This window comes from Pseudomonas sp. 14P5.3.2 (assembly GCF_057799175.1).
The window spans coordinates 1-26,303 of record NZ_JBYOKU010000054.1 but is presented as its reverse complement, the minus strand read 5'-3'; the positions used below and the strand labels follow the sequence as shown (position 1 = coordinate 26,303).

Sequence of the window (26,303 nt, the reverse complement as noted above, 5' to 3'; positions counted from 1 at the left end):
CTGCCCCACGGGTAGAATGACGCCCTTCCTACATCAGCCCGAGCGGACTTCATGGCGTTGCCGACCTTACGGATCATTGGTTTCATCATCGGCATCTTCCTGATCACCCTGGCCATCGCCATGGTCGTGCCCATGGCCACCCTGGTGATTTTCGAGCGCACCGGCGATCTGCCGTCGTTCCTCTGGGCGAGCATGATCACCTTCGTCGCCGGCCTTGCGCTGGTGATCCCCGGTCGCCCCGAACACATTCATCTGCGCCCGCGCGACATGTACCTGCTGACCGTCAGCAGCTGGCTGGTGGTGTGCATTTTCGCCGCGCTGCCGTTTCTGTTGACCCAGCACATCAGCTACACCGACTCGTTCTTTGAAAGCATGTCCGGCATCACCGCCACCGGCTCGACCGTGCTCAGCGGTCTGGACACCATGTCTCCGGGAATTCTGATGTGGCGCTCGCTGCTGCACTGGCTCGGCGGCATCGGCTTCATCGGCATGGCGGTGGCGATTCTGCCGTTGCTGCGCATCGGTGGCATGCGCCTGTTCCAGACCGAATCGTCCGACCGTTCGGAAAAGGTCATGCCGCGCTCGCACATGGTGGCGCGCCTGATCGTGGCGGCGTACGTCGGCATCACCATCCTCGGCAGCCTGGCGTTCTGGTGGGCCGGGATGAGCCCGTTCGATGCGATCAATCATGCGATGTCGGCGATTTCCACCGGCGGTTTCTCGACCTCCGACCAGTCCCTGGCGAAGTGGACGCAACCGGCGGTGCACTGGGTCGCGGTGGTGGTGATGATTCTCGGCAGCCTGCCGTTCACGCTGTACGTGGCGACCATGCGCGGCAACCGTCGGGCACTGATCAAGGATCAGCAGGTACAGGGCCTGCTCGGTATGTTGCTGGTGACCTGGCTGGTACTCGGCACCTGGTACTGGTGGACCACCGACCTGCATTGGCTGGACGCGCTGCGGCATGTGGCACTGAACGTGACCTCGGTCGTCACCACCACCGGCTTCGCCCTCGGCGACTACAGCCTGTGGGGCAACTTCTCGCTGATGCTGTTTTTCTATCTGGGCTTTGTCGGCGGCTGCTCCGGCTCGACGGCGGGCGGGATCAAGATCTTTCGCTTCCAGGTCGCCTACATTCTGCTCAAGGCCAACCTTAACCAGTTGATCCACCCGCGCGCGGTGATCAAGCAGAAGTACAACGGTCACCGACTCGATGAAGAAATTGTGCGCTCGATCCTGACCTTCTCGTTCTTCTTCGCCATCACCATCTGCGTGATCGCCCTGCTGCTGTCGCTGCTCGGCGTGGACTGGATGACCGCACTGACCGGCGCTGCCAGTACCGTATCCGGCGTCGGCCCGGGGCTGGGCGAGACCATTGGCCCGGCGGGCAATTTCTCGACGCTGCCGGATGCGGCCAAGTGGATCCTGTCGTTCGGCATGCTGCTCGGCCGACTGGAGATCATTACGGTGTTTGTGCTGTGTATTCCGGCCTTCTGGCGTCACTGATCGGCGCCTGCAACAGCCGCGCCCGGTAATCGCCGGGCGTGGTATCGAACCAGCGACGGAACGCGCGGAAGAAGTTACTCGGGTCGGCAAACCCCAGCAGATAAGCAATCTCCAGCAGGGTCATGCCCGGCTGTGCCAGGTATTGTTCGGCCAGTTCGCGACGGGTGTCATCGAGCAATTGCTGAAAACTCGTGCCCTCCTCCTGCAAGCGCCGCTGCAAGGTGCGCTGCGACAGATGCAGGGTCTGCGCCACGGTATCGCGCTTGGGTTCACCCTGGGGCAACAAGCGGCACAACACTTGTCGCGCCTTGTGGGTCACGCGACTTTCAGAGAATCGCGCCAGGTATTCTCCGGCAAACCGATCATGCAACAGCGCCATGGCTTCGTTGGCGGTGGGCAGCGGTGCTTCCATGTCGGCCCGCTCGAAAATCAACGCATCGTACGGCGCGTTGAACATCAGCGGGGCATGGAAGGCTTGTTTGTAGGGTTGCAGGTCTGCGGGCTCGTCGCCCTGGAACAGCATTTTGACCGGGTGCAGGGTGCGCCCGGTCAACCAGCCGCACAGGCCCAGCGCACAGGCCAGCGAGGCTTCGGCGCTCTGGCGGGTTGGCGGCAAGTGATCGCCATGCACCGTCAGAATCAGCGCATAGCCTTCTTCGAGCAGGCGAAAACTCAGGTCGGCGCTTTCGGCGATGATCCGCTGATAACGCACCAGACGCTGAAAGCCTTCGGCCAGGGTGTTGCTCGACATCAGCGCATAACCGGCGACATGGAACGACGCCGGTCGCACCACCTTGCCCATGTTCAGGCCGATCGCCGGGTTCCCGGACAGCTCGACTGCCCGTTGCCAGAGTCGGGTCATGGAGTCTTGCGTAAAGCGCGCATCGGGATCGTCCAGGGCGGCGTAATCGAGCCCCAGTTGCTTGAACAGTAGCCGGCAATCCAGGCCGTCCATCTCCAACGCTTTGACAATCCCCATCGCCCAGCTTGCAGAAGTCGTTCGTTCGCTCATGGCGTTATTCTTTTACATGATGGATCGCATGTTACGACCCGATTTGCGAAGGATACTAAAGTGGCGCCCATTGTCACTGGCTGATGCCACTGTTCACTCTAGACTCAAATAAGCTACCCGCCGAACAAGTTGCCATCAGAACAATAACCACAGAGATCGCAGTCGTGGAAAACATCAAGCAATTCAACACTTTCGCCGAGTTCTATCCGTATTACCTCAGCGAACACGCCAACAGTACCTGCCGACGATTGCATTTCATCGGCACCACGCTGGTGATTTTCATCCTGGCCATGACCATCGCCAAAGGTGCCTGGTTGCTGTTGCTGGCCCTGCCGCTGGCCGGTTACAGCTTTGCCTGGGTCGGCCACTTCTTCTTTGAAAAGAACCGCCCGGCGACTTTCCAGCATCCGTTGTACAGCCTGCTGGGCGACTTCGTCATGTACCGCGACATGATCCTTGGTCGCGTGGCGTTCTGAATCCCGACACACCCGGAGGCTTGCCGATGAACGCCAATGCCCGCTTCACCCACATGCAGGACGGCACCCAGGAAGACTGGGCGATCATCGCCGCCGACTTCAGTGCCTACGCCCGGCAATTGCCGTCGCGGATCGTCGCACACCTGAAGTTGCTGGAAGGTGACTTCGGTGGCTTCCCGGTGGATCGCCTGACCCACTCTCTGCAAACCGCGACCCGCGCCTATCGCGATGGCCGCGACGAGGAATACGTGGTCTGTGCGCTGCTGCATGACATTGGCGACACCCTCGGTTCCTACAACCACCCGGACATCGCCGCGGCGATTCTCAAACCGTTCGTCAGTGCCGAGAATCTGTGGATGGTCGAGAAGCACGGCATCTTTCAGGGTTATTACTTCTTCCATCACCTGGGCATGGATCGGCATTTGCGCGAGCAATTCGCCGCGCATCCGCAGTATCAGGCGACGGCGGAATTCTGCGCCAGATACGATGCGGCGGCGTTCGATCCGGCGTATGAGACCCTGCCGCTGAGCTTCTTCGAACCGATGATGGAGCGGCTGTTTGCGCAGCCGAAGCACTCGATCTACAAGGCGGCGATGGAAGAACACGCCCCCGCCTAAGATCAAAATGTGGGAGGGGGCCTGCTCCCGAAAGCGGTGTGCCAGATAAACATGTACTTACTGATATACCGCATTCGGGAGCAAGCCCCCTCCCACAGGAGATATCTGGGGTCTAGGCAATCTCGGCGACCTTGGCCGCCTTGAGCTGCGCCTCCCGCGCTTGCGCATCCGCCAGTCGATACAGCTCGATCGAGCCGTCCCAGTGCTCGATCAACGCCGTGCACGATTCCACCCAATCGCCGCAATTGAGGTAATCCACCTCCCCCACCTTGCGGATCTCGGCATGGTGGATGTGCCCGCACACTACGCCGTGCAATTCACGTTTCACGCATTCGTGGGCGATGGCTTCTTCGAAGTCGCTGATGAAACTCACCGCGGTCTTCACCTTGTGCTTGAGGTACGCCGACAACGACCAGTAGCCGTAGCCATAACGGGCACGCCAGTGGTTGAGCCAGCGGTTGAGGGTCAGGGTGAATTCGTAGGCCGAGTCGCCGAGAAAGGCCAGCCAGCGGTGATAACGGGTGATCACGTCGAACTGATCGCCATGGATCACCAGCAGATGCCGGCCATCCGCCGTGACATGCACCGCCTCGTCGACCAACTGGATGTTGCCGAGGATCAGCTTCGAATAACGGCGCAGGAATTCGTCGTGGTTGCCGGTGACGTAAATCACCTCGGTGCCGCGCTTGCTCATGGTCAGCAGACGGCGGATCACGTTGGTGTGCGCCTGCGGCCAGTACATGCCGCCACGCAGTTTCCAGCCGTCGATGATGTCACCGACCAGGTAGATCTTGTCGGCGTGGTAGCCCTTGAGAAATTGCGACAAGTGCTCGGCCTGGCAATCCCGCGTGCCCAGGTGCACGTCGGAAATCCACAGGGTACGCACCCGTTGTTTGCGGCTGGGTTTGGCGAGCTCGGCGCTGGTCATGGGCAACCCTCTGCGATATTTTCGCCAGCTTGCGCCCGCCGGGTGAATCGACCATGACAGGCAGGCGTCAGTCGTGTGACAGCGCGCAAGCCCCTTGCCCCGGTGTAGACTGGCGCTCACTTCGGAGACCTCTGCCATGCGCCCGATCCTCACCCTGCGCCAGTACACTCGCGACCTGATCGTCCACAGCCACGAACACGCCCAACTAGTGTTCGGTTTGTCCGGCGCGCTGGATTTCGAAGTCGAGGGTCAGGGCAGCCAGGTCCGCCAACAGAGTTTCGTGGTCATCCCCGGCGGCGCGCATCACGCCTGCGGCAGCCCCGATGGCAGTCGTTGTCTGGTGCTGGACGTGCCCGACGGGCAATGGCTGAACGAATCGCTGGGCGAGCATGCTGATGCCAGTCAGCGCTTGCTCGACCAGCCTGCGCGGTTGTCACTGGATGCGGGGCAAAGCCAATTGGTCAACTGGCTGGCGCACAGCCCGGTCACTGATCCGCTGATCGCCCAGCAAGGCGCGGTATTGCTGCTCGCCAGCCTGAATCACGCCAGACCCGCCGAACTCTCGGCGCGGCGCCTGCCCTACGCGGCGCTGGATGCGCACATCGAGCAATACGCCGCCTACCCGCTGCAAGTGGCCGACCTGGCGCAGATCGCCGGGTTGTCCAGCGCCCGGTTGCACGCGCGGTTCATGGCCGAATGCGGGCAGACGCCGATGGACTACATTCGCAGCCGTCGGCTGCACAAGGCAGTCTGCCTGCTGCGCGAGACGGCGCTGCCGATCGGTGAGATCGCCAGTCGGGTCGGCTACAGTTCGCAGAGCGCGTTCGCGGCGGCGGTGCTGCGCGAGTTTGGCGCTTCACCGGGGCAGTTGCGCCGCGACTCCTGCGACAAAAAACGCTAGTTCGCCGACAGACTTCTGCGTCGCAACACGCTTCAATGTGCATTCACCTGTAGGAGCTGCCGCAGGCTGCGATCTTTTGATCTTGCTTTGAAGGATTAAGATCAAAAGATCGCAGCCTTCGGCAGCTCCTACAGTGATCGCGTTGTATCGACAGACTCAAGAAGGATTGCAATGACTCCGCGTACCGCCCTCGGCGCCCTGCATATCGGTGCTCTGATGTTCGGCCTGACCGGCGTGTTCGGCAAACTCGCGGCTGCCTCGCCGGCGGTGATCGTCTTCGGACGCGCTGCATTTGCCGTGCTCGCCCTGGCCTTTTTCGCCCGTTTCGCCAGCCAGAACGGCTGGCAGAAACTGCAGGCGGTCGACTGGCGGCGCCTGGTGCTCAGCGGCGTGTTGCTGGCCGGGCACTGGGTGAGTTTTTTCATCGCGGTGAAGGTCGCCGGCGTGGCGATTGCGACGCTGGGCTTTGCCAGTTTCCCGGCGTTCACGGTGATTCTCGAAGGGCTGATTTTCCGCGAACGCATCCGCGCCAATGAAATCGTGCTGGTGGTGCTGGTCAGCGTCGGTCTGGTGCTGGTGACCCCGGCGTTCGATCTGGCCAGCGGCGCCACCACCGGACTGCTCTGGGCGGTGCTGTCGGGTCTGCTGTTCGCCCTGCTGTCGCTGACCAACCGCGCCAGCTCCGGACGCATCCCGGCGGTGCAGGCGGCGCTGTGTCAAAACGTGGTGGTCGCGCTGTGTCTGCTGCCGGTCGCCGCCCCGCAGCTAAGCGAAGTGCGTGCTCTGGACTGGCTGTGGATCGGCCTGCTCGGGGTGTTCTGCACCGGCGTCGCCCACAGCCTGTTCGTCGCCAGCCTCGCGGTGATCAAGGCGCGCACCGCCGCGGTGGTATTCGCCATGGAGCCGGTTTACGGCATCACCATCGCCTGGTTGCTGTTCGATGAAAACCCGACCGTGCGCATGCTGATCGGCGGCGCGCTGATCATCGTCGCCATTGTGGTTTCGGCGCGGATGTCAGGCAGCGCCGACAAGAAAACCGTCGCAGCCGAAGCCGCGTCTCACTGAGTGCGGTCGTTGTGACCGAGGTCGCGGTCAGGATCGATCTGATCGCGGACTCGCTGCTTGAGCACCTTGGCCTCGGGAAAACCGCCGTCGGCCTTGCGCTCCCAGATCTGCACGTCGTCGCAGCTGATATGAAACACCCCGCCGGTGCCCGGCACCAGAGAGACCTTGCCGAGGTCGTCGCCGAAGGTGCTGAGCAACTCCTGCGCCAGCCACGCGGCGCGCAGCAGCCACTGGCATTGGGTGCAATAAGTGATGACGATTTCCGCTTTGGCGACGCGCATGTTCGCTGAAACTCCTGAGACAGAGGGCGCCGCTATAATAGCCGGCTTTATCGCTTGCCCCGAGACTCACCATGCGCCGTTTGCTGTTCTGCCTGTTGCTTGGCTTTCTGCCGTTCTTTATTGATGTCAGCGTTCATGCCGCCGAAGCGCCCCGCCCCAAAGTCGGCCTGGTGCTGTCCGGTGGCGCCGCCCGTGGCCTGGCGCACATCGGCGTGCTCAAGGCCCTTGAGGAACAAGGCATCAAGATCGATGCAATTGCCGGCACCAGCATGGGCGCCGTGGTCGGCGGCCTGTACGCCTCGGGCTACAAGATCGATGAACTGGAAAAACTCGCGCTGAACATCGACTGGCAGCAGGCACTGTCCGACGCCCCGCCACGGGAGGACGTACCGTTTCGCCGCAAGCAGGATGACCGTGATTTTCTGGTGAAGCAGAAACTGAGCTTTCGCGATGACGGCAGCCTCGGCCTGCCGTTGGGGGTGATTCAGGGCCAGAACCTGGCGCTGCTGCTGGAAAGCCTGTTGGCGCATACCAGTGACACCCGCGATTTCGACAAGCTGCCGATCCCGTTCCGCGCCGTGGCCACCGACATCGCCAGTGGCGAAAAAGTGGTGTTCCGCAAAGGTCACTTGCCGCAGGTGATTCGCGCCAGCATGTCGATTCCGGCAGTGTTCGCCCCGGTGGAACTGGACGGGCGGCTGCTGGTGGACGGCGGCATGACCGACAACATCCCGCTCGACGTGGCGCGGGAGATGGGCGTCGACGTGGCGATCGTGGTCGACATCGGCACCCCGCTGCGCAACCGCAAACAACTGACCACTGTGGTCGACGTGCTGAACCAGTCGATCACCCTGATGACCCGGCGCAACTCCGAAGAGCAACTGGCCGCCCTCAAGCCCACCGACGTGCTGATCCAGCCGGCGCTGGCGGCATTCGGCGTGACCGACTTCGGCAAGGCCCAGGAGATGATCGACGCCGGTTACCGCGCCACGCGGATTCTCGACGCCCGCCTCGCTCAGCTCAAACCTCACGAATCCCAGGACGCCGAACTGAATGCCGCCCGCGCCCCGGGGCAGCGCACGCCCATCATCACCGCGATCAGGGTAGAAAATGATTCGAAAGTCGGCGACGAGGTGATCCGCTATTACATCCGCCAGCCGATCGGCGAGCCACTGGATCTGGGCCGACTGCACTCGGACATGGGCACGCTGTACGGCCTCGATTACTTCGAACAGGTGCAGTATCGCGTGGTGCACAAGGGCCAGGATCACACCCTGGTGATCAGCGCCCGGGGCAAACGCAGCGGCACCGACTACCTGCGAGTCGGCCTGAACCTGTCGGACGACATGCGCGGCGACAGCGCCTTCAACCTCGGCGCCAGTTACCGCATCAACGGCATCAATCGCCTCGGCGCGGAATGGCTGACCCGGGCGCAGATCGGCGACAAACAGGAACTGTATACCGAGTTCTACCAGCCGCTGGATGTCGGCTCGCGCTACTTCGTCGCACCGTATGCTGCGTTCGAAGCACAAAACGTCGACTCGGTACTCGACAACGATCCGATCGCCCAATACCGCGTGGAGCGCTATGGTTTCGGCCTCAACTTCGGCCGGCAGATCGGCAACAACGGCGAAATCCGTTTCGGCGTCGGCGAGGCCTGGGGCAAGGCCGACGTGCGAATCGGCGATCAGGACCTGCCAAGCGAAAACTTCACCGAAGGTTTCTACTCGCTGAAGTACTCGTTCGACTCACTGGACAACGTCTACTTCCCCCACGAGGGCAAGGACGTCAGCCTGACCCTGATGCAATTCGAACCGGGTCTGGGCTCGGACACGCGCTACCGGCAATGGGAGTTCAAGCTGGACAAAGCCATGAGCCATGGCCCGGATACGCTGATTCTCGGCGGGCGCTATGGCCGAACGCTGGACGACGCCAACGTGGTGACGTCGAGCTTCCTGCTCGGCGGTGCCCGGCAGTTGTCGGGTTTCCGTGAGGATTCGATTTCCGGGCAAAACGTCAGCCTGATACGCGCGGTGTATTACCGCCGACTGACGCCGCGCGCTTACCTGCCACTGGATTTCCCGCTGTATGCCGGAGCTTCGCTGGAACGTGGCCGGGCGTGGAACAACGACAATGAATTCGACAGTGGCTACATCAATGCCGCCAGCGTGTTTATCGGCTTCGATACGCCGTTGGGGCCGTTGAACTTCACGTATGGTTTGAATGATGCGAATGAGCAGGCGGTTTATCTGAATCTGGGGCAGACGTTTTGAGTGCTCAGGTGGATTGATATTGCCTGCCCTGACGCCTTCGCGAGCAAGCCCGCTCCCACAATGGAACGCATTCCAACTGTGGGAGCGGGCTTGCTCGCGAAGGCGTCAGGACGGCCAGTGCATCAGCCAATGACACTCAGATCAGCGAATCCCCGCCAACAAGGTTCTGGCGGTTTGCTTAAGGGGCTCATCCCCTTCCTTGAGCAACTCATTGAGCAAGGCAATCGCGCTGTCGATGTCGCCGTCATCAATACAGGTCTGCGCCTGTTCGAGTTTTCCCGACCCGGCTGCGGGTTCCGGCTCGTCGGTCTGAAGATTCAGCGGCTCCAGGGTCAGCGACTGCTCCGGATCAGCGAACTCGTTGAGAAAGTCGTCGTCCAGCGGCTGTGCGTCCGGTTCGGGAATCCACTCCAGCTCCGTCTCTTCGCTGGCCACTGTTTTCGGCAACTCGAAGTCCGCTGGCAGCACCTCGAGACCGGAATTCGATGCAGACAGATCTGCCGGCGGCTCAGGTGCCGAATGACTGTCCTCAAGATCCCAACTGGACGCCATCGACAATTCACCCAGATTCAATTCGAAATCATCCTCTGGCGCAGGAGCAACCATTGCGGCAGCCGCGACAATCGGCAACACCGGCGCTATCGGAGCAGCGCTGTGCAATTTCGGATGCCGCTCACGGATCGCGGCCAGTTGCTGAGGATCCACCCCGGCATCACGCAGGCGACTTTCCTGCTGTGCATAAGCCGCGCTGTCCCCCTGCCGCCCCAACACTTCGAGCAATTGCACTCCCAGCTCGGTGCGCTCCGGTTCCTTGTCCATGGCATTGCGCAATAGCCCGACGGCCTCGCTCAAGCGCCCGTAGGTCAGGTAAATCCCCACCGCTTCCAGCACATCGCCCGCCACCGGTTCCTCACGGTGTGAGGTGGCTATGTTGATGCTCGCCGATTGCGCGGTTGGCGGGTCTTCAGGATCGATTGGCTGAGCGGCCGGCAGAGCCGCCAGTGGCGCCACTCCCCCCGCCACTTGACGGCGACGGCGTACGAAAAATCCACCGCCCAACAGCCCCAGCAGCACCAGCAAGCCACCGAGCAACGGCCAGTTGAGGCCATCGTCGGCAGCTTCAGGCGCGGTGGTGACCGGCGCAGGTGTTGGCGGCGTGACAGCCGGTGCCGGTGGCTGTTGCAGTTCACTCAAACGCGTTTGCAGATCATTGATCTGCTTTTTGCCGTCGGCCAACTGGACATCCTGCGCCTGCAGTTTTGCGTTGAGTTCCTCGACGGTCTTTTGCAGTTGCTGATTGAGCAACACGCTGGCCGCCAATTGCTCGGCCACGGCATCGTTGGCTGGCGCCGCCGCCGGAGGGGGTGGCGCTGAAGGGGCGGCGTCGCGCTTGCCCTGAGCAGCCTGAGGCGCCGCCGTGGCAGGTTCGACGGTGGGAAATTCAGAAGATTGCGGACGTGGATCGGGCTCGTCGGTTGCCGGCACGATACCCGGCGATCCGGGCGGATCGATCAGTACCGTGTACTCGCGCAACAAACGACCATTGGGCTGATTGAGCTGCACCAGAAAATTCAGAAAGGGTTCATTGACCGGTTTGCGCGAGGTCACCCGGATCATCGGGCGATTGCCATGCAGGATCGGGGTGAACCTGAGGTCATTGAGGAAGAACACCCGCTCGACCCCGGCCCGACCGAATTCATCCGCCGTGGCCAGGCTGGCCGAGAGGTCGCTGGCACTCAGGCCAGCGGCATCCACCAGGGCGATGTCGGCCTTGAGCGGCTGATTGAGGGCCGAGTGGACAGTGATGTCCCCCAACCCCAGCGCCATCGACCAGGTCGAATAGCTGAATACACCAGCGACCAGCAGCCATCTGGCGCCACCGCGCAGTACTACGTGCCGACTTGCGAGCATGAGCATCCCTTAAATAAGCAAAACCGGTTTCTATGCGTTCGCACATCCGGTACGAACACGATATTGCCCAGTAGTTCTTATAGTCTGCTCAGCGCGATCCCTCAAAAAACCTCTGTGCAGTTATGCCTCAAGATTTTTCCAGGTTGCCCAGAATGTGCCCGTGAACCCGCATGCACACCTTCAGATCCGCCTCGTCGACGCCTTCGAACAATTCGTGGCGCAGCTGCGTGGCAATGGTTTCGATTTGTTCGATCAGCGGCAGCGCCGGGGCGCAGAGAACGATTTTTTTCGCCCGGCGGTCTTCCATCACCGACTGGCGTTGCACCAGGCCCTGGCTTTCCAGGCTGTCGAGCAAGCGCGCGAGGGTCGGCCCTTCGACACCGACGCTTTGCGCCAACTCGCGTTGAGTCGGCGCGTCCTCGAAACGCGCCAGATGCAGCAGCACCAGCCAGCGTGCCTGGGACAAGCCCAGACCGGCCAGCCGGCGATCCAGTTCGGCACGCCAGCCACGGGACATCTGGGCCAGTTGCATGCCAAAGCGGTGTTGATCGGTTAACGGCATAAAACACTCATGAGTAGACTGACAAATAGAGAAAAACTAATTATTAGTCAGCTAAGCATGACATTTGGCTATAGGCAAGAGCCGACCTGTACTGAATCGTTACAACTGCCTGACGGTTGGCGCAAACGCCCTCTTACATTTCGAACTCGGATTGCAACGCAGCCCTTACGCAGTAAAGAACGCCTTCCGGAACCCGACCGGCGAACAGCTCGGCGATCTCGGCGACCGACGGCAACTCGCCCTCGCCGTCGAGGAACGCGTCCTGCACTTCGCCCATCAGTTCTTCAGGCAAGTCGAGCGCCTGCTCCAGCGACAGTTGCTGTTTGCCGATGGCCTCGGCGAGCATGCTGTAGACGTTCTTTTCCGAGCACTGCAACTGCCCGGCGATCTGCATCGGGGTCATGCCGGCGCGGGCCAGGGTGATCAGTTCGTGGCGCACGTCGGCCACCACTTTCGGCGCTTCGGCCTCGCCGCCGAGCACTTCGAGGAAGGCCTCGCCGTAACGTTCCAGCTTGCGCGCACCAACGCCGCTGACCCGCGCCATGTCGGCCAGCGAGGTCGGCTGGCTGCGGAGCATTTCCAGCAGGGTCGAATCGGGGAAGATGACGTACGGCGGCACACCATGCTCCTCGGCGAGTTTGCGTCGCAGCGCACGCAGGGCTTCCCACTGTTCGCGCTCTTCGCCTCGCACCAGTTGGCTGGCCGGGCTCTTGCTGGCGGTCTTGGCGGTGACCTGCGGTTTGAGGTCGCGGCGCAGTTCCAGGGTCACTTCGCCTTTAAGCAACGGCCGACAGGTGTCGCTCAGGCGCAGGCCTCCGTAGCCCTCATGATCGACATCGGCCAGACCACGCGCCACCAGTTGCCGGAACAACGAGCGCCATTCGCTCTCGCTCAGCGCCTTGCCGACGCCGTACACCGACAGGTGCTGATGGCCGAAGCTGCGGACCTTTTCGTTATCCTTGCCCAGCAGCACGTCGACCAGATGGCCGACGCCATAGCGCTGACCGGTGCGATAGATCGCCGACAGCGCCTGGCGCGCCGGCTCGGTGGCGTCCCAGGTCTGCACGCCGTCGACGCAGTTGTCGCAGTGGCCGCACGGCTCGGGCATGTCCTCGTCGAAGTACGCGAGCAGGGTCTGCCGCCGGCAGCGGGTTTCTTCGCAGAGCGAGAGCATGGCGTCGAGCTTGTGCTGCTCCAGACGCTTGTGGCGCTCATCGCCTTCGGAGTTCTGCAGCATCTGCTTGAGCATCACCACGTCTTGCAGACCGTAGGCCATCCACGCGTCCGCCGGCAGGCCATCACGGCCGCCGCGACCGGTTTCCTGATAGTAGGCTTCAAGGGATTTCGGCAGATCGAGGTGCGCGACGAAACGCACGTTGGGCTTGTCGATGCCCATACCGAACGCCACGGTGGCGACCATGATCAGGCCTTCCTCGTTGAGGAAGCGCTTCTGGTGATAGGCGCGCAAATCGTTGGGCAAACCGGCGTGATACGGCAGCGCCGGGAAGCCCTGCTCGCTGAGGAACGCGGCGACTTCCTCGACCTTCTTGCGCGACAGGCAGTAGACGATGCCGGCATCGCTGCGCCGCTCGGCAAGGAACGCGAGCAACTGCTTGCGCGGCTGTTCCTTGGGCACGATGCGGTAGAAGATGTTCGGCCGGTCGAAGCTCGACAGGAAGCGCTCGGCGTTCTGCAGGTGCAGGCGCTCGACGATTTCTTCGCGGGTGCGCTTGTCAGCCGTGGCCGTCAGGGCGATGCGCGGGACATTGGGGAATAACTCCGCCAACTGCCCCAGTTGCAGGTATTCGCGACGGAAGTCATGACCCCATTGCGACACGCAGTGCGCTTCGTCGATGGCGAACAAGGCGATCTCGAGGCTTTGCAGGAAGGCCAGCATGCGCGGCTGCACCAGACGTTCCGGCGCCAGATAAAGCATCTTCACTTCGCCACGCTTGATCCGCGCCGCGAGGTCGCGCTGCTGTTCGGCGCTCAGCGTGGAGTTCAGCGCGGCGGCGGCCACGCCCAGCTCTTCGAGGGTGGCGACCTGATCGTCCATCAAGGCGATCAACGGCGAGACCACCACCGCCAGGCCTTGGCGCAGCAGCGCCGGTACCTGGAAGCACAAGGACTTGCCGCCACCGGTAGGCATCAGCACCAGCGCATCACCGCCGCTGGCCACGCGCTCAATGATTGCACCCTGACGGCCACGGAAACTGTCGTAGCCGAAGATGTCCTTGAGGACGCGTTGAGCCTGTTCGAGCATAAAAACTCCAAAAATCTACCGAAACATCCCTGCACAGGCTGGTTCAGGACAGCCAGGGCTGCTTAAACAAAACGTAAGAGCGCATTGCCAGACCACCGCAATACGAGCAGGGAGCGCAAAACGCGGCAGTATACCCGAGCCCTCCCCGGCAAGGGGTGCCGCTGATAAGACTCCGCTAGCCGCCAACACGAAAACCCTGTGGGAGCGGGCTTGCTCGAGAAGGCGGCGTGCCAGTCGATGCAAAAGTGTCTGATACGCCGTATTCGCGAGCAAGCCCGCTCCCACAGGGATATTCGTGTTGCCTGTAATTGCGGCAAATCTGCCGTGCGGCTGGCTTGAGCGCTCAAGAAGGCCTAGAATTCCCGCATTGTTTATTCCCCCAAGGTAGCCCCGTAATGTCCTTCGCTGAGCAACTAACCCGCCTGCAAGTCTTCCTCGACGCCGACGAACTGCATGACGAGGCGCTGGATTACGTGGCCGCCCACGGTTACCTGACCGCCCTGTCGATCTGTGCAGAAGATGTACCGGATCGTGAGTGGATCGACGCCCTGTTCGCCGAAGAGCCGCATTACAGCAGCGACGCCCAGCGCGCAGAGATCGAAGCCACGCTGATCGGCCTCAAGGCGCACATCGCCCGCCAACTGGCCTCCGACGAAGAATTCGAGTTGCCGTGCGAACTGGACCTGGGCGAAGACCCGGACGACTCTGAACTGCGCGGCTGGTGCATCGGTTTCATGGAAGGCGTGTTCCTGCGCGAAGCGGCCTGGTTCGAAACCGCTGAAGAAGAAGTCAGCGAAATGCTCCTGCCGATCATGGTCGGTTCGGGCCTGTTCGACGAACAGCCAGAGTTCGAAGACATCGCCAAAGACGCCAACCTGATGGACGACATGATCGTGCAGATCCCGGAAGCCCTGACCGCGCTGTACCTGCTGTGCCAGGCCCCGGACGAAAAACCGGCGATCCTCAAGCCTCGTCACCACTAAGATCCAGCCTATGGACAACCCCATAGGCAACCGCTCCCTGATGTTGCGCTACTTGCTGCTGGCCATCGGCTGGCTCAGCGTGGCATTGGGGGTGATCGGGATATTCCTGCCGGTCCTGCCTACCACCCCCTTTCTTCTGCTCGCAGCAGCCTGCTTCGCGCGCAGCTCTCCACGTTTCTATCAATGGCTGGTCGAGCACCCACGGCTCGGGCCATGGATCCGCGACTACCTCGATGGCAACGGCATCCCGCTCAAGGGCAAGGTCTACGCGATCGGGCTGATGTGGGCGAGCATTCTGTTCTCGTGTTACCTGGTGCCACTGCCGTGGGCGCGGGGGTTCATGCTGACCAGTGCGGTGCTGGTGACCGTGTACATCCTGCGGCAGAAGACCCTGGATAAACCCTGAACACCGCCCCTCCCGCTACGTCCACTTTCATCCCCGATACAACGCATCAGCCTGTCTGACTCGTGGGTTGCGATTCCGGCACCCAAGTGTCCAACCACTGACCGCTCTCGGTATCCCTTCGATGGCGCCACCTGCCCGCGTCAAGCCATGGCTTTGCCTTTGCAGCGCATGACCGCTCATCGAAAACCCGCGCCTACCTGTTAGTTCTGACAGTAGCCAGGGTTCGCCACATCGGGCCCAATCAAGTAACGCCTCCCTGGCAGAACCGCATAACCTTCGATGAGGTTTTTCGTCATGACGCACTTTCACTCATTCCTGTTTCCACCCTTGCAGACCGACACGCCTTTACTGCAACTGCGCCCCTTGCGGATTTCGGACCTCGTAGCACCGATCGTCGATGGGCACGGCGGTATCAACTTCAAGAACTATTACCGCTATCCCGACGGTTTGTTCTGTGCCGTCGACGCGTACGCCGCGCCCATGCGCGAAGGCGACAAGCTGGATATCTATTGGGGCAAGGACAACAAGATCTTTACCCGGGTGTTGGATGATGAAGATGAGATCAACAAGCCGGTGTTTTTTTTCCTGCCGGTGACAAACATCCTTCCCGGCTGGGCTGACGAGGTCTACTACATCCTGACCCGCGCGGACAACACCCCCCCAGAGGATCCCTCCACGCCTTTGCGAATACTGGTGAAACTGGATCTACCCGGCGGCAACGACGTAGACCCCCATAAGCCCGGACACTCAAATCTACACATCGTGCAACTGCCGCGCGACGTCATCGTTAACGGCGTGGATGCCGATTGGGCAGCCAGGGGGGTGCCAATGGTCATTCCACCCTACCCGAACATCGCCGTGCGCGACGTTATCCTAGTGAAATGGGGCAAGGCCTCCCTCGATCCTCATATCGTCAGCGCCGACGAGGCCGCCGGCACAACGCCTATCGTGATCACAATCCACAAGGACAAAATTGTCGCCGGTGGTGACGGCAACAGAGTGGAGATTATTTACGATATCCATGACGAGGTGTTGAACTTCTCCGAGAAACCCTCCCAGAGCACTACCGTCAACGTCATGTCCGGAGAGCGACTGCTGGATGAACCGATTATCCAGGAGTCAAAAAACGGCACTCTCTATCTCGGCGAGCTGGAAGATCGCGATGCCAGCGTGGAGGTTCACGCCTCCGGCAGCCCTTTCAAGCTGGGTGACACCATCACCATGAACTGGGAAGGCACAACACGAACCGGCGAAACGTTGCCCAACCAACAATCCAGGATCCTGGAAAATCTGCCCAGCATTCTCAGGTTTCAGATTCCGAATGCGCAGGTCCGGGCGCTTGAAATGGGATCCGCCAAGGCATCGTATGTGCTCTACGATAAAGAAGATGGCACTGGGCTCAGCTCCAGGCACGGACTCGCCCAGGTGATGCCCGGGGTGCCCGGGGTGCCCGCGCCGGTCCTCAAGGAGGCCTCAAACGGCAAGGTGAACGCCGATATCACGTCGGCCACCGTGGAGATTCAGTACCCGGGCATGGCCGCGGGCGATACCGTCAACATGGCCTGGCTGGGCACCAAGGCCAATGGCAATCCCTACTTGTATGAGGCACAGCACATCGTCAGCCCGGATGACGTGAAAAACCTCCTCGTGACCTTGCACGTGCCGGGTAAACATCTGCGAGTGCTGAAGAACGGCACACTGAATCTGTTCTACCGGGTGTCCGGCGACGAGTCGAAATGGCGGGGCCTGAATGAGTCCGGGCATCAGCAGATCAAAGTGTTGCGATTCACCTGAGTCACCGGCCAAAGGCCTGCAAAAAAAAACGCCTCGCGAATACGAGGCGTTTTTTATCGGGGGTTGCACCCGGTCAGGATCAGGACGTTTACCAGGCCCAGCGCAGCCCGACATTCACCCCATACGGCTGCTCGATGTTCTTGCCATTGCTGTAATCGAAATCGGCATGCACCTGCAGGTCCTTAGTCACGGCCAGGGCCATGCCTGCACCCAGCACACCACGGGTGCCAGACAGGTCGTTGTTGAACTGATTGTTGTCGTTGACCGTCACGCGGTTGTTGTTGATGAACTCGTGCTGCACTGCCGCACGCACATAAGGCTGGGCGACCATGCCGTTGTCCATGTTGAAGGTGCGACCCACCGTGGTACCGGCTTCGCCAAGCACCGAGCGGCTGCGATCGCCGTCGGCCTGCATGCCGTTGTCCAGATCAAAGTTGTCACCCTGTACCACAGCGGTCGACAGTTTGCCGTACGGTTCGACGAAGTAACCGCCGCCCAGTTTGATCTGACGCCCGAACTCAGCCGAAGCGCTCACCCCGGAGTTGTCGTAACTGCCCTTGGCACGGGTGCCGTCGCTCAAGCCGACTTTGGTGTCATTCCGGAAGCGGTTGAACTTGAGCTGAGCGTCGAAGTAGTAGCCGCTCTGCGCGTCGATCCAGGTCACATAGGGCCCCAGATAGTAGCTGTCGACCGTACCCGACGTTCCCTGCGCAACGTCAAGGTTGGTACGGCTGTAGCCACCCATGATCCCCCCGACCCACGCGCTGTCACCCAGATGCGTGTCCACACCGACGGACACCCCCTGTTGAGTCTGCTGATAACCCACACCGGAAGCGGCATTGATGTTGTATTTGTTGCCGTAGGTGCGCATCCACAAGCCGGTATCGCCACCATTGAAACGCAGCTCGCCCATGCGGCTGCGCAACGTTGCCGCCTCGGCATACAACAGCGTCACCGGGGCGTTGAACAGCGCCAGTACCGATTTCGCGCCGGGGCTGATGGTCTTGGTGGTCGGGTCGAGAAACCATTCCGTACCGCCCGTCCCTGCGGCTCGCTGATCCAGATCATACGACCAGGCACCGAGATCGACACGCCCGCCTCTCAGGGCAAATTGCGCATCGCCGGCGGCGGTGTGCACCAGAGTCAACTGTTGGGGGTTCACCGCGTCCAGACCGGACGCAGCCACCAGCAACCCGAACTGCCCGCTGGCCACGCCCGTGACATTGAGCAAGTCGTGCTGGCCCGTGGCGAAATTGCCTTTCATTTCGACCGTACTGGAACCGTCCGGCGAACCGGCCAGCGTGCCGACGTTCAACTGGTAGAACGTGTTGGGCACATCCTGCGCACCAAAACGAACTGTCCCGCCATTCATGGCGAGTGTTCCTACAGTGTCGTTGCCGGCCAGGGTCCAGACCGAACCACTGTTGATGGTTACGCCACTGGCGTTGTCGAGGCGGCCGGTCAGTTGCGAGTGGTTCTGCAGGGTGACGTTGGCGGTCGATCCACTGTCCACCAGCACGTCGCCCTTCATGTTGCCCTGATCGAAGGTGAGATTGGCGGTACTGTTGCCGGTGACGTTGACGTTGCCTTGCAGCGTGCTGTCGCTGACAGACATGCCCGCGGTGGAAGCGCCCTGCACCGTCAGCACGTTGCCGTTGCCCCCCGTCAGGGAGGACTGGTTCAACACATCAAGGGTGGCATTGATGCCCTTGTCCACAAGAATCGCATCACCGGTGCGGCCTTCCACACTGGCGTTGTCGAGCCGCAGTGAATTGTTGCCCAGGCCCGAGGGATCCCTGCCCATGGTCACCCCGGTCTTGTCGCCGCTGATAACAGTGTTTGCGGAGGCGCGTACATCCCCCCCCAATATGCTCAGGCCGGTACTGTCAGCCCCTGTGCCCGTCACCTGACTGTTGATGAGCGTGAGCGTGCTCAAACCGGTGACCTGCGCACCGATTTCCCCACCCTTGAATTGACTGTCGGTTGCAGTGACCGTGGAGCCCAGGGTCGAGCCGATAGACCGATTGACCGCCAGCCCCATAAAGTTGCTGGTCACGATGGCGCGAGTGAGATCACCCGTGCTGCTGGTTATGCGGATACCCTCCTGCCCACTGTTGGCATTGACCGTTGCGCCGTTGATATTCAACGTTGATCCGGACGTGACAGACAGACTCTGGGTGGTGGCCCCCGCGATGTTCAGCACACTTGCGTTGCGTACCAGATAATCGCTCAGCGGTGTGCTTGCATCGATATTCAGCGTATTGCCGTTATCGACGATAACGGCGGCAAAAGAATGCCCGCCGGTAAAAAAAAATGCTGGCAGCACGACCAGCATTTTAAAGAGTCCTGCCGCAGCATTTTTTTGCAGCGAAACATGGTTTTTGTTCATGACGTGGCTTCCTGAATGTTCATCACCTCACGTCTTTCAGAAGAAAGGCCAAAAGACTGTAAGAGGCGCGAACAATACCTATCCGGGTCAATGAAAAATGTAGGAGAAGTCCTAGCTCCGGACGGAAAAGTCCTTTCCCGCTCGAGGAATGATCCGCCTGTTTCAACAACCGTTACAGCGAGGACACGGGAGGCGTAGCCGCCTCCCGTGGTTCCTTTGAAACGCATTGAATCAGGTAGGCAACGGGCAAGTTCCGCCCTCAACGACCATGTACACCCTGACCGCATGCGGTTTTGAGTCCGTGTCGCGCCCGTTAATGACAGCCGTATAATGCACGCGACCCCACGCATTCAGAGTCGCCAAGATGGGCGCGTATGGGATCTTCACAATGAAGCCGGCCGCGGCTTCCTGATCTGTCGGTGTGTAGGGCACCTCCCGGAATGTATCGGGTTTGGGGTTTGCACCGCCGGCGTCGGTATAGCCCTGATAGGTGAATATCAGCTCTTGATTCGCCAGTGCCGATTCCCCGCCCGGGACCCGCACCTCGACCACCACACCCTGGTTGGGATCCCGGCGCAAGGAACCGCAGTTCAAAAAGTTAACAAGGTCCGGATCGGGATCAAGGTGTAAGAATTCCGGATCAGGGACAGTCTCCTCTTGAATCAGCACATCCACTTCCCGAGGGTCCGAAATATCTACGTTGTCGTTCAGGGGATGACCGATGACGTAAGCCATCGGGTGCTTTGGATTATTACCTGCCGCCGCAAAAACGCTCCAGTCGACTTCCCACTTCAGAGATGTGGGAATAACGTCTGGAATCGTAAAGAGGCCACCATCCGCATCAGAAACAAGCTGGCCCGCATATCGAAGTTGAACGGTGTCATCTTCCTTGGCACCGGTATAGGTATTGACCGTGACAGTAACAACCTCGTCTTTGTCGGCTTCTCGCAACGTATTGACAGTGCCCCCGGAATCTCCCTGAACCGTCACCAACGCCAGATTTGGATTGGTCGGGTCTGGATTATCCGGATCAATCGGCAGACCGGGCTTTCGCAAATCAACGGCAACATTTTTGGAAATCGGAGTTGGCGGATAATAGGTGCTGCCGCGTTTGATTTGGTAGCTGACCGCTACCGTTTTTTCACCAGGGTCGTTGTTGAACACGTCTTTGAACGAAATATCGACGTAAAACGGGAAATCGTTGATGGGCTTCGCCACCTGCAGAATGCCGTCGTAGGTCACCACCAACTCATCTCCCGGCAAGTAGTGGGTGTATTCGTCAAGGATTCCCACACCCAAAGGCGTTTGCGCATCCTTCAGATCGACCAGACCGTCACCGACACTGTCATACAGCGGAATACTAAGGGGCAACAGCCCCTCGGGTGCGTCTGTCAGAACAACATCGAAAGTGACTGATGGAGAAAAAATACTTGGGTTTCCCTTACGGTCGATGACTTTGTAAAAAAGCCCGTGTTTCCCTTCACCCAACTTGAATACTTGCTCAGCGGTGAGTTTAAGCACGATCTCACTGGTGGCATCATCCCTGGTGAACGTAGCGATAAGCTCTGCCAACGTTATCGAGTCCCCATAATACAACTCTATAAAATCGCCAATCCTCATCTCTCCATATTCAGAAATCTTAACAGGTACATAATCATTGTCGATCAGATATTTTTTGGTAAGACCTTCATCTTCCACCTTCTTCGGAATACCAGGAGGAAGAAACACGGCTGGAGGAGTTCTATCAACATTGCACTCCAACGGTTCAGATGAACTGGCATTACCGCCTTGACGGACAACGTATCCCAACTCATGTTTCCCCGACCTATCGGTGTATCCGACAGGAAACTCCCTTTCGATTTTAAGAACAGTAGGGTCCATCGGCGTCGTATAAGGGTATCGAGTAGCCTCGATCGGAGTTCCGTCGAACGTCAAATAAATAGCGCCCGGTGTTGGTGTCGTTTCGTCGGCCACATCAGGCCTCGGAACCAGGCACTTGAAAGCCTTTCCCTGCAGGCTCAGCGGAATCTGATTGGGGGCATCATCCGACGTATCGGGTAGAAATGGGTTGTCTGGATGCACTTCGATGACGGCTGGATCAGCGCTTGTAACAGCACGGCGAACTTTCAGATAATCGACCCGACTTTGTTCAGCGGGCGTCAATGGTTTCGGATTTGCCATTTTTCAGCTCCTTCAGAAACGGGCTTTATCTGCCCGGGATTTTGTCAATCAACTAACGCCCAAAACGCGGGCACAACACTCTCTGTCAGCCACGAATAAACACTCGTGACTGTCCCGACTAAAACCGGCTAATGCACTTTAATGAATCAATTACCCGCTACGGTTCCGTGCAGGTTTCATTAGTGGGTGAGCACACTGCACCACTGGGCATGGTTCTATTGATAATCACGAAATCTTTTTTTGAAACACCCTGCCCACCCGTGAACTTTTTCAAGGTGTAATAACATAATGCCGAACCCTTGTTTTCCATCGGCGCTATCAATCTTTCATAATCGGTTACATGCACTTCAAAACCGTTTCTTGCCTGATCCGCACTCAAAATGGTCAAGAACCGTTCCGCGGCCCCGGGAATGGGCGTGGTGCCATTTAGTCCCTCGCATCCCTGCCAGAACAAAGTCACGATGTCCTTCTCGTCAAACGCCGGGTTGCCTTCAATCCTCACGCGCACCCGCTCCCAGAGACGCGGTTTCGCACAGCAGTCAAGCCTCCCTTCGATGCCAGCGTCAGGGAACGAAGGCTCTTTGAGACCTTCGATAATGATGATCGACACCTTGACGGGCGTGAATGGAGCCAGTTGCTGGTTGATGCCATTGCTGGTGGTGTAATGGACCGGCAACGCCGGGTTCTGCCGGTCCTGGTCAATGACCGACCATGGAATATTGAACGGCACTCTCTTGCCGGCAACGTCACCGGTCTGGACGATGTATTGCGCCACGGGCGCACTGATGCTCCCCCAATAAACTTCGATCGTGTGTCCCGGTTCAGGTGCGTCGAACAAGGTCAGGAAGCCGTCGGCGTCCTCGCCGAAATCTTCGGTGAGCAATGTGTTCAGCACCTTGGATTTGGCGCCGTAGATCTCCAGCAAGGCAAGCTTAGGGTTCAACAACGCCGGCGCATTGGCGTGATCCTGGCCTGCCACCGTCAGGTTCACCGACACCAGGGTTTCCATTGATGGCTTGCTATCGACGCCCCCAGTGCGCACGCGGTAAGTGACACGAGCATTCACCGGCCCCAGCCCCTTGGCTGTGAGCGCACTCCACGGCACAGGGATCACGCAAGGAAAGTTGGCCGGGTCGACATCCTGCGGCGGCAGAACAGTGCCATCCCAGTCCAGCAGTATCTGATCGCCGCTCAACGGATTGTCATAGGCATCGATTTCGACCGTCACCGCCCCTTGATTGACCGCCCCCTCCCGGGCGTGCTGACGATCAATCAAGCCTCTGTCCGACAGGGGGATGCGCGGAGGCTTGTGAATGGGTGCCGCCGGGGTCAGATCGACGAACACAGGCAGCGGCCGCGAGCGCGGTCCCCGGTTTCCGGCCCAGTCGCGCAAGCGATAATAAATGTATCGCTGCCCATGACCACGCAGGCGAATATCGTCTGCGTAGACGGTGATGATCAGTTGATCGTTATCGATATCAAACTGACTGAACGCCTGCTCGCGGATTTCGGTTTCGAAGTCCGGTGGCGTGCTGGTGTCCGTCCAGTAATAGATCGCCCGGTCACGGGCCTTCACATCCAGATAAAGGCGTACTTTGAAACGAACCTGACCGTGCTCGTCCAAATAGTCATCGGTGATGTTGCCCACAAGATCCAGCAGTTCCAGCATCGCCGGTTCCTGGCCGTCATCCGGCGGCACTCTATCGACGGTGATGGTTTTTTTCAGCGATTCCGCTGGGTTGCCACCAATCACCAGCTTGTACGACAGGTCGTAAACGCCAGATGCCAGCTGCCCTTGAGGCACCGAAACAATCTTGTCACCCGGATCAATGGGAATATAGAACGGGAACACACCCGCCGTGTCGTCATCAAAGGGAAGTCCCGCTCGCCTGAGTCCCACCAACACGACGTCTTTTACGAGTGTCGGATCTGTCGAGAAAGTCCACGCCGGAATCGTGATTCTCAAATCGCGGTTCAATACATCGCGAGGTAATAGCCCGTCCGGGCTTTCATTACCCTCTTCGTCTTTCAGGATATCCGGAACAATCGGCTCTGGTGGAGCCACAAGACTTGTTTCGTCATCGCCACGCGCGTGTTGCGAATCCATCGACGACTCTTCTGGGGGCACCATTGCGAAGCTCCACGGCAATTGATCGGACAGCGTTCTCGCGCAGGGCAGTCGTGAAGATAAAACGGGCCGTTGACTGACGGTGGCGTGGAACGCTTGTGACCCAATTAGATGCCTGCCGGAAAAAGCTGACTACTGTCAGAAATACTAGGTTTGCTTACCGTTCGTCGGAGAATCGATGGAAATGGCTGAACAGTCAGCCCAGCGTGAGGCTGCATTTTTGTTGAGCAGAATGGGTATTGAAGTCGCCGCGCGACCCAGCGGGAACAGACTCACGCCACAGGTTGCGGTTCACCGCAGAGTCGAATTCCCTGCGGCAGCGCCTACTGGGGAGTAGTTTCAGGCAGGCAACACCCGAACCCCGACCGTTCATCGCAAACCCCTGCCTACCTGTAATTTCTGACAGTAGCCAACCCGCCTCACCTGAGCCTTAAATCCCTGTGCCGCCCCTTTTCCAACCGGAGTTGCCAGCATGCTCATTCAACCGTCCAGAAAAATTCCCAAGGCCCTGCGTGAACCGGAAATCCCCGGCCGCACGGAACCGCAACTGCCCTCCGGCGAATGGGGCATCAACTACGCCGCCGCGCTGGGCAACTTCACAAACGGCCTGAAGGTGCACGTTCTGCCCTATGCCGATATGAAACTGGGTGACGGGATCGAGCTTGAGTTCGATGGTGCCACCGTCGACCAGCAGACCCTCACGCAAACAGCTCAATTAGGTCAACGGGTGACACTCTGGGTCGAGCCGAGACACAGCACCAATGGCCCACACACACTCGGCTATACCATAAAGCGCGCCCACCAGACCCCCGAACCCTACAAACCGCCAGTAAAGATCTACATCAAGCTCGACCTGCCCGGCGGCCAGGATCTGGACCCCGATCCCGGTCAACATTCCGAGCTGTACCAGTACATCGATCCGCGCATCATCGCCGACGGCGTGGACAAGGAAACCGCCAGAAATGGCGTGAAAATCATCATCAAGGCCAAACCCGGCAGCCTTTCGAAACGGCCCTATCCGAACTGCGCCGCAGGTGATGTGATCATCGTCAGCTGGGGTGGCGTGCGGATTCGCTCCGCACCGGTCACTCAGGCACAGGTTGACGATCCGGATGCCCATCCGATCGAGGTCAACGTCACTGAAGCGGACATCCTCCGGGCCGGGGATTCGGGCCCCCTGGGGGTCCCCGTGACGTTTACCATCCTTGATCTGGTGAACAACGCGGCGCAAGACTGGTGCAGCGAAACGCGCATCGTCGTCGACACCGGCAACTCGCGACTGAATATGCCCATCCTTGAGCAGGCCAACGGCCAGGAGCTGCACCTCGACACTTTGAAAGATGAAGATCTGGAACTGAGGGTCTGGGCCACGTCGCCGGACTTCCAGGAAAACGACGTGATCATCATGTACATCAATGGCAGCACACTGGACGGCGTTCCCGTGGCGCACGACGCTCGCCAGACCATCAACAAAGAACCGCCGCTGGTGGTCAGCGTCTTTCTGCCCAACAGCGCCGCCCGGGAGCTGGCCAAAACCCAGGCGGTGTTCTTCTACGAGCTGGAACGTGGCGGCGCGGTGATTCAGCGCTCCAAGAGCCTCTTCATCACCATCATCGGCGACCCCTATCGCCTCGCCGCGCCGATCGCCGACGATGCCGTGAACGGTGCGCTCAAGCCCGACCTGGAGCAAGTGAGCATCCGCATCCCTCATGACGATCGCTTCGAAGAAGACATGGGCATTGAGCTCAAATGGCTGGGCACCCAGGCCGACCTGATCACGTATGACCCGCAGTTGGACTTGCATATCCTCAGCGCGACCGACGCCAGCAACCCGCTGGGTTTCATCATCAAGGTGGATGGCGTCCGGCACCTCAAGTTGCTCAAGGGCGGCACGCTGGACCTGTCCTACAACCTGCTCAGCGACGAGGACGGTGTAGTCGTCAGGCGGGCATCGCAGCATGCAGAGCTGCTGACCGTGGGCGAAGCACAACTGGAACTGGTGCCCCCGATCGTCCAGGGTGAAGAGAACGGCATCCTGGAACCCGATGATCTGCCCGACGGCACAAGCAAAATCACTTGCCCGAACCCGCTCGCCAACCCGACCAAACCCCAGGACGTGGTCACCTGGCTACTGCGTGACGCCAATGGCGCGCTCCTTGACCAAGGCAGCAAAACCCTGAACGCCCTCACTGCCGGCAGACCCGTGGATTTCCCGCTTGATGCAGCCTTTGTGCAGAAGCATTTCGAAGCGCGGCGTGGGGAGAAACTCAGCGTCAGCTATAACATCCTGCGGTTCGAGACGGGTAAGACCAGTTACTCGAATCCGTTGGTTTTTGTCGTCGGGGAAGTGGTGGAGTGGGTGCCGCCTACTATCGACTCGGTGAAAGGATTACCCAGCGACATTGAAATCCCTGATGGCGGCTCCACTCCTGATATTTCGCTGGTATTTGCCGGCGAAGGCCACGCCGGGCAGCAAATCGAGCTACTGGACGAGGGCGTCGTGATCTTCACACCGATTGCCGTGGATGCCGCAGGCAAGTGGTCTCATACGCTGACGGCTCAGGCATTGGGTGATCACAAGTATTCGGTGAAAGCTTTGTATGGAGGCGGGTCAGAGTCGGCGGCGC

18 protein-coding genes and 1 pseudogene are annotated in these 26,303 nt (G+C 59.9%); 10 read left to right on the top strand and 9 right to left on the bottom strand.

The features are described 5' to 3' along the window. Positions 1-51: 51 nt before the first annotated feature. Positions 52-1,506: a TrkH family potassium uptake protein gene (locus AC27VU_RS27470; RefSeq protein ID WP_003222752.1), complete on the top strand. Its 1,455-nt coding sequence runs from the start codon at positions 52-54 to the stop codon at positions 1,504-1,506. Here AC27VU_RS27470 and AC27VU_RS27465 read toward each other — a convergent pair. Then, complete coding sequence (locus tag AC27VU_RS27465; RefSeq protein WP_488725309.1) at positions 1,463-2,518, bottom strand: AraC family transcriptional regulator; 1,056 nt, start codon at positions 2,516-2,518, stop codon at positions 1,463-1,465. The two genes, AC27VU_RS27470 and AC27VU_RS27465, sit on opposite strands and share 44 nt — an antisense overlap. A gap of 164 nt (positions 2,519-2,682) precedes the next feature. Between AC27VU_RS27465 and AC27VU_RS27460 the strand changes: the two genes are divergently transcribed. Together AC27VU_RS27460 and AC27VU_RS27455 are read left to right on the top strand one after the other, a co-directional pair. Next, positions 2,683-2,994, top strand: a complete 312-nt coding sequence (locus AC27VU_RS27460; protein WP_003222750.1) for an Mpo1-like protein — start codon at positions 2,683-2,685, stop codon at positions 2,992-2,994. Between the two features lie 26 nt (positions 2,995-3,020). Continuing rightward, on the top strand, positions 3,021-3,611 hold the full coding sequence (locus AC27VU_RS27455; protein WP_003222749.1) for an HD domain-containing protein: 591 nt from the start codon (positions 3,021-3,023) through the stop codon (positions 3,609-3,611). A 112-nt stretch (positions 3,612-3,723) separates the two neighbouring features. Here AC27VU_RS27455 and AC27VU_RS27450 read toward each other — a convergent pair whose 3' ends face one another. Beyond that, positions 3,724-4,539, bottom strand: coding sequence for a UDP-2,3-diacylglucosamine diphosphatase (locus AC27VU_RS27450; RefSeq protein ID WP_003222748.1), 816 nt, complete (start codon positions 4,537-4,539; stop codon positions 3,724-3,726). 136 nt (positions 4,540-4,675) lie between these two features. Between AC27VU_RS27450 and AC27VU_RS27445 the strand changes: the two genes are divergently transcribed. Continuing rightward, entirely contained in the window at positions 4,676-5,440 is a 765-nt protein-coding gene (locus AC27VU_RS27445) for an AraC family transcriptional regulator (protein WP_226500472.1), read from the top strand. Between the two features lie 171 nt (positions 5,441-5,611). After that, on the top strand, positions 5,612-6,505 hold the full coding sequence (locus AC27VU_RS27440; protein ID WP_003222746.1) for a DMT family transporter: 894 nt from the start codon (positions 5,612-5,614) through the stop codon (positions 6,503-6,505). Here AC27VU_RS27440 and AC27VU_RS27435 read toward each other — a convergent pair. Next, positions 6,499-6,786, bottom strand: coding sequence for an Rdx family protein (locus AC27VU_RS27435; protein WP_262142315.1), 288 nt, complete (start codon positions 6,784-6,786; stop codon positions 6,499-6,501). The two genes, AC27VU_RS27440 and AC27VU_RS27435, sit on opposite strands and share 7 nt — an antisense overlap. 71 nt (positions 6,787-6,857) lie before the next feature. Between AC27VU_RS27435 and AC27VU_RS27430 the strand changes: the two genes are divergently transcribed. Then, the gene (locus tag AC27VU_RS27430; protein WP_488725308.1) at positions 6,858-9,059 is read left to right on the top strand and encodes a patatin-like phospholipase family protein; all 2,202 of its coding nucleotides are present in this window, start codon (positions 6,858-6,860) and stop codon (positions 9,057-9,059) included. Between the two features lie 141 nt (positions 9,060-9,200). On the opposite strand, the gene AC27VU_RS27425 is transcribed toward AC27VU_RS27430, so the two are convergent. From AC27VU_RS27425 to recQ, 3 genes are all read right to left on the bottom strand, one after another. Beyond that, the gene (locus tag AC27VU_RS27425; protein ID WP_488725307.1) at positions 9,201-10,970 is read right to left on the bottom strand and encodes a motility hub landmark protein FimV; all 1,770 of its coding nucleotides are present in this window, start codon (positions 10,968-10,970) and stop codon (positions 9,201-9,203) included. 127 nt (positions 10,971-11,097) lie between these two features. After that, complete coding sequence (locus AC27VU_RS27420; protein ID WP_027613988.1) at positions 11,098-11,532, bottom strand: MarR family transcriptional regulator; 435 nt, start codon at positions 11,530-11,532, stop codon at positions 11,098-11,100. Positions 11,533-11,665: 133 nt separating this feature from the next. Further along, on the bottom strand, positions 11,666-13,795 hold the full coding sequence (gene recQ, locus AC27VU_RS27415; RefSeq protein ID WP_488725306.1) for a DNA helicase RecQ: 2,130 nt from the start codon (positions 13,793-13,795) through the stop codon (positions 11,666-11,668). A 395-nt stretch (positions 13,796-14,190) separates the two neighbouring features. Here recQ and AC27VU_RS27410 point away from each other — a divergent pair, with 395 nt between their 5' ends. From AC27VU_RS27410 to AC27VU_RS27400, 3 genes are all read left to right on the top strand, one after another. After that, positions 14,191-14,778, top strand: a complete 588-nt coding sequence (locus tag AC27VU_RS27410; RefSeq protein WP_488725305.1) for a UPF0149 family protein — start codon at positions 14,191-14,193, stop codon at positions 14,776-14,778. 10 nt (positions 14,779-14,788) lie between these two features. Next, entirely contained in the window at positions 14,789-15,184 is a 396-nt protein-coding gene (locus AC27VU_RS27405) for a YbaN family protein (protein WP_488725304.1), read from the top strand. Positions 15,185-15,478: 294 nt separating this feature from the next. Continuing rightward, on the top strand, positions 15,479-16,978 hold the full coding sequence (locus tag AC27VU_RS27400) for a hypothetical protein (protein WP_488725303.1): 1,500 nt from the start codon (positions 15,479-15,481) through the stop codon (positions 16,976-16,978). Between the two features lie 88 nt (positions 16,979-17,066). Here the strand turns inward: AC27VU_RS27400 and AC27VU_RS27395 are convergent, their stop codons facing one another. The 3 genes from AC27VU_RS27395 to AC27VU_RS27385 all read right to left on the bottom strand — a co-directional run bounded on the left by AC27VU_RS27395 (position 17,067) and on the right by AC27VU_RS27385 (position 23,655). Beyond that, positions 17,067-19,367 (bottom strand): autotransporter outer membrane beta-barrel domain-containing protein, encoded by a 2,301-nt coding sequence (locus AC27VU_RS27395; protein ID WP_488725302.1) that lies wholly within the window; start codon positions 19,365-19,367, stop codon positions 17,067-17,069. A gap of 231 nt (positions 19,368-19,598) precedes the next feature. Continuing rightward, positions 19,599-21,548, bottom strand: coding sequence for a hypothetical protein (locus AC27VU_RS27390; protein ID WP_488725301.1), 1,950 nt, complete (start codon positions 21,546-21,548; stop codon positions 19,599-19,601). A 157-nt stretch (positions 21,549-21,705) separates the two neighbouring features. Continuing rightward, entirely contained in the window at positions 21,706-23,655 is a 1,950-nt protein-coding gene (locus tag AC27VU_RS27385; protein ID WP_488725300.1) for a hypothetical protein, read from the bottom strand. 493 nt (positions 23,656-24,148) lie between these two features. Between AC27VU_RS27385 and AC27VU_RS27380 the strand changes: the two are divergent. Further along, positions 24,149-26,303, top strand: a pseudogene (locus tag AC27VU_RS27380) (hypothetical protein); the annotation flags it as partial.

Excerpts from the sequence above, each read along its gene's own strand:
- AC27VU_RS27405 (WP_488725304.1), top strand. The coding sequence starts at position 14,789 with ATGGACAACCCCATAGGCAACCGCTCCCTGATGTTGCGCTACTTGCTG.
- AC27VU_RS27445 (WP_226500472.1), top strand. The coding sequence starts at position 4,676 with ATGCGCCCGATCCTCACCCTGCGCCAGTACACTCGCGACCTGATCGTC.
- AC27VU_RS27420 (WP_027613988.1), bottom strand. The coding sequence starts at position 11,532 with ATGCCGTTAACCGATCAACACCGCTTTGGCATGCAACTGGCCCAGATG.
- AC27VU_RS27390 (WP_488725301.1), bottom strand. The coding sequence starts at position 21,548 with ATGGCAAATCCGAAACCATTGACGCCCGCTGAACAAAGTCGGGTCGAT.
- AC27VU_RS27400 (WP_488725303.1), top strand. The coding sequence starts at position 15,479 with ATGACGCACTTTCACTCATTCCTGTTTCCACCCTTGCAGACCGACACG.
- AC27VU_RS27440 (WP_003222746.1), top strand. The coding sequence starts at position 5,612 with ATGACTCCGCGTACCGCCCTCGGCGCCCTGCATATCGGTGCTCTGATG.
- AC27VU_RS27430 (WP_488725308.1), top strand. The coding sequence starts at position 6,858 with ATGCGCCGTTTGCTGTTCTGCCTGTTGCTTGGCTTTCTGCCGTTCTTT.
- AC27VU_RS27450 (WP_003222748.1), bottom strand. The coding sequence starts at position 4,539 with ATGACCAGCGCCGAGCTCGCCAAACCCAGCCGCAAACAACGGGTGCGT.
- AC27VU_RS27465 (WP_488725309.1), bottom strand. The coding sequence starts at position 2,518 with ATGAGCGAACGAACGACTTCTGCAAGCTGGGCGATGGGGATTGTCAAA.
- AC27VU_RS27395 (WP_488725302.1), bottom strand. The coding sequence starts at position 19,367 with ATGAACAAAAACCATGTTTCGCTGCAAAAAAATGCTGCGGCAGGACTC.
- recQ (WP_488725306.1), bottom strand. The coding sequence starts at position 13,795 with ATGCTCGAACAGGCTCAACGCGTCCTCAAGGACATCTTCGGCTACGAC.
- AC27VU_RS27425 (WP_488725307.1), bottom strand. The coding sequence starts at position 10,970 with ATGCTCGCAAGTCGGCACGTAGTACTGCGCGGTGGCGCCAGATGGCTG.
- AC27VU_RS27410 (WP_488725305.1), top strand. The coding sequence starts at position 14,191 with ATGTCCTTCGCTGAGCAACTAACCCGCCTGCAAGTCTTCCTCGACGCC.
- AC27VU_RS27385 (WP_488725300.1), bottom strand. The coding sequence starts at position 23,655 with ATGGATTCGCAACACGCGCGTGGCGATGACGAAACAAGTCTTGTGGCT.
- AC27VU_RS27455 (WP_003222749.1), top strand. The coding sequence starts at position 3,021 with ATGAACGCCAATGCCCGCTTCACCCACATGCAGGACGGCACCCAGGAA.
- AC27VU_RS27435 (WP_262142315.1), bottom strand. The coding sequence starts at position 6,786 with ATGCGCGTCGCCAAAGCGGAAATCGTCATCACTTATTGCACCCAATGC.
- AC27VU_RS27470 (WP_003222752.1), top strand. The coding sequence starts at position 52 with ATGGCGTTGCCGACCTTACGGATCATTGGTTTCATCATCGGCATCTTC.